Genomic DNA, 3780 nt, shown 5'->3' on the forward strand with positions numbered 1-3780 from the left:
CAGCACGGTCCGTTTCGACCGAGCTGTGATTGCTGCGGAGGAGTATGGGGCCGAGGCTTTCATCGAAATGTCGGCGCACCCTTCGCTGCTGTACCCGCTCAACGAACTGGTCGCCGACGACTCGGCAGTGATCCTCGGATCAGGTCACCGGGACGGCCCGATCGCCGACGTGCTGTCGGCCAATATCGCCGCGGCCGCGGTCGCCGATCCGGGCTACCCGTGGGTCGATGCGATGCCCACGGAGCTCGAGCCACCGCTGCGTGAGTTCCCGAACGCGCCGATGCGTGCGCTACACCTGTGGGCCGCGCCAGAGCCATTGCGGGTCGCTGACCCAGAGCGCCCGTTGACCGTCGCGATCGAGGATTGGCGGCAAGCCGAGGTCCCGGCTCCGGCGGCCGCCACCAGGTGCGCCATCGCGATTCTCGGCGACGACGTGAACCAACTGATCGCCGCGGCGTCCACGCATCGAGGATGTCAAGTGGTATCGCCGCGCGACGCCGAAGTGATTGCGGTGCTTGCCCCGTCGCTTGACCAGCAGGACGCGATCGAAGCCGTCGCGGCGATTGCCGGTCGGGCCGATGTGGGTTTGCCGGACTACGCCGGGCTCATCGGACCACGCTGCCGCGCCGTCTGGCTGCTCACCGCCGGCGGCGAGAACGTCGTGTCCGGCGACAGCGCCGTACGGCCCGCCCACGCGGCGCTCGCCGCGATGCACCGCAGCGTCGGTTTCGAATTCGGCGACCAGACGTTCGGGACGCTGGACCTGCCTGCCGGGGGGCTCGACGAGCTCTCCGCCGCAACCGCTCTCGATGTGCTGGTCGGCGCGACCGGGGTGATGGCGCTGCGCGGCAGCGCAGCACAGTGTTACGTTCGCGCCCTGCGCGAAGAACACGGGTCGGCGACCGCCCGGTCGCTCGACGCGGCGGCACTGGACAACGTGGTGATCACCGGGGGCAGCGGAGCCATCGGCCGGCGATATGCGCAGTACGTCATCGAACGTGGCGCGCGCAGAGTAGTCCTATTGAGCCGCAACGGTATCGAGCCCCATAGGCTGCGCGCGCTGATCGGGCGGCACCACGTCGAGGTGCATGCCCCGCGCTGCGACATCACCGACCGCGTCGCCGTCGCGGCGGTCGCGGCTGAATTCGCCGATAACGGCGCGTCGTTGCTGATCCACACCGCGGGGATCGCTGCGGTATCGACGCGAACCCAACTCACCGGTGCGGATCTGGCGGCCGTCTGCGCCGCGAAAGTGGCCGGCCTGGCCACGATGGTAGCGGGTTGGCCGCTGCAGCCGCAGTGCCGGCTACTGGCCTGTTCATCGGTTGTAGGCGTCTGGGGCGGGCATGGTCACGCCGCCTATGCGGCGTCCAACCGGATTCTCGACGTGCTGGCCGCGCGGCTGCGCGCAACCGGTTTGGACTGCACCGCAATTCGGTGGGGTCTGTGGCAGGACGCCGGAGTGGTCGCGCCGGCCGAGATCGCCCGAACCCAACGCTCCGGCCTGCTCGCGATGCGAGCCGAGTCGGCGGTGGCCGCCAGCCTGGGCCGGTATGCGGGTGATCCGTTGATTTTTCGCGCCGACCTCGGCCGGCTCCGGGTGTTCTTCGACAGCCAGGGCATCGCGATGCCCTTGCGCCGGCGCGCGGACGAGGATCATGCGCTGCCACAAAACCGATTCGGTATGACGACTCTTGCCGATCTGGTGCATGCCGAACTGGCGGCGACGCTGCAACTCGGCGATGCGGTGGCGATCGACGCGACCGCGTCCCTGATCGACCTGGGCCTGGACTCACTGCTGGCACTCGATCTGCGGCGGCGTTTGCGAAGGGCGGTGGGCCATTCGGCTCCGGTGGCGCGGATGCTCGGTGGGATCACCGTCAACGAACTGATCGATGCCCTGGGTACAAGCAACGGCCACTGCACCGAGAAGGTTGGAGCCCACGCGTGACGGACACCACGGGCTTGGACACGCTGGAAGCGCAGCGGCTGGAATTGCTGCGCCGCAGGATCGCCGAGCGTGGCTTGACCCGCTCGGGCGCCGACGCCGTCCGGACGCGCCCCCGACTGTCCGACGGACAACGCCGGATGTGGTTTGTGCAGTCGGCGGACCCCGACGGCGCTTTGCTCAATATCTGCGTCTCGTATCGGGTGAGCGGCAGCGTCGACATCACGCGGCTGCGGCAAGCAGTGGATGCGGTCGCGCTGCGCCACCCGGTACTGCGCACGACGTATCAGACCGGCAGCGACGGCGATCCTCACCCGGTGGTTCACGACGACCTGCGGCCGGACTGGGCCGAGCACGACCTGTCCGGCCTTGCCGCGCAGGCCCGAAAGCTCCGGCTGGAAGTGCTGGCACAAAGGCAGTTTCGGCAGCCCTTCGACCTGGCCAAAGATGCACCGCTGCGGATCGCTGCCGCGCGGGTGGGCGCCGAGGAACTGATACTCCTGGTCACCGCCCATCACATCGCCTGGGATGACGGTTCGTGGGCACCGTTCTTCGCCGACCTGACGCGTGCCTACACCGGAGCGGATCGCGCTGCACCGGTGCCGACCGCGGTCGCGGGGGATCCGGTCCGCGGCAGCGAGGACGACCTGGCGTACTGGCGGTCGCTGATGGCGGATCTGCCCGAGCCGCTGGAACTTCCCGGCCCGAACGGGTCGGTGGTCCCGGGCACGTGGCGTGCCCAGCGGGCCACCTCCCGGCTGTCGGCAGAGACCATCGACCGCGCAGCCACACTCGCCAGGGAGTTGGGCGCCACCCCGTACATGGTGTTGATGGCGGCGTTCGGCGCGCTGGTGCATCGCTACACTCATGCGTCGGATTTCCTTGTCGCTACACCGGTGCTGAACCGCAGCGCAGGAACCGAAACCGCGATCGGTTACTTCGGCAACACGCTGGTGATGCGGATGCGGCCCGAGTCGCGGATGACGTTCCGGGAGTTGCTGGCGCAGACCAGGGACAGCTCGATCGGCGCCATGGCTCATTCGCGGGTCGACCTGGAATGGCTGGTGCGCGAATCCAATCCCGACCGCCGGCATGGGGCCGAGCGCATGACGCGGGTCAGTTTCGGGATGCGCGAGCCTGACGGCGGCGGCTTCAGCCCACCCGGCGTGCGATGTGTGCGCGCCGAATTGCGCGCCCATATCAGCCAGTTACCGCTCGGCTTCATGGTCGAAATGAACGGTGCCGGAGCTGTGGTCGAAGCCGAATATCTGGTCGAAGTCCTCGATCGACCGCTGGTGGATCAACTACTGCGGCACTACGGCGTGCTATTGGAGCACGCGCTGGCCAACCCCGACACCACGCTGTCGGCGTGCGGACTGATGAGCCACGCCGATGTCGCATGGCTGCGGGAGGTCTCCGCAGGAGAAACCTTCAGCGTGCCGGCCAATACGCTACCGGGCCTGGTTGCGCGGCGGGCTGCCAGCACTCCGGATGCTGTTGCCGTCGTCTACGAGGGCCGGCAGTACAGTTATCGCGAGATCGACGATGAGGCAAACCGGCTGGCGCATTGGCTGATCGAGCGTGGTATCGGCACCGAAGACCGAGTGGCGGTGCTACTGGACAAGTCACCGGAACTGGTTATCACCGCGCTGGGTGTCCTCAAAGCGGGCGGCGTCTACCTGCCCGTCGACCCCACCTATCCCGACGACCGACGGGCGTTCATCCTCGAGGATGCCGGGGCGACACTGGTTCTACGGGAACCGGTTATAGAGCTTTCCGGCGACCCGGCCAGCGAACCGGCGGAACTGCTTCGCCCGCTTCGGCCGGCCAAT

General features: G+C 68.1%; 2 protein-coding genes. Both read left to right on the forward strand.

Annotation, left to right across the window (positions count from 1 at the left end; genetic code table 11):
* Positions 1-1951, forward strand: a 1951-nt coding sequence (locus AC2VOU_RS05385; protein ID WP_486956434.1) for an SDR family NAD(P)-dependent oxidoreductase, incomplete at its 5' end; no start/stop codon positions are given.
* The coding region (locus AC2VOU_RS05390; protein ID WP_486956435.1) for a condensation domain-containing protein at positions 1948-3780 on the forward strand (1833 nt) is incomplete at its 3' end. The genes AC2VOU_RS05385 and AC2VOU_RS05390, both read left to right, overlap by 4 nt.

The organism is Mycobacterium sp. TH-M25, assembly GCF_057473665.1.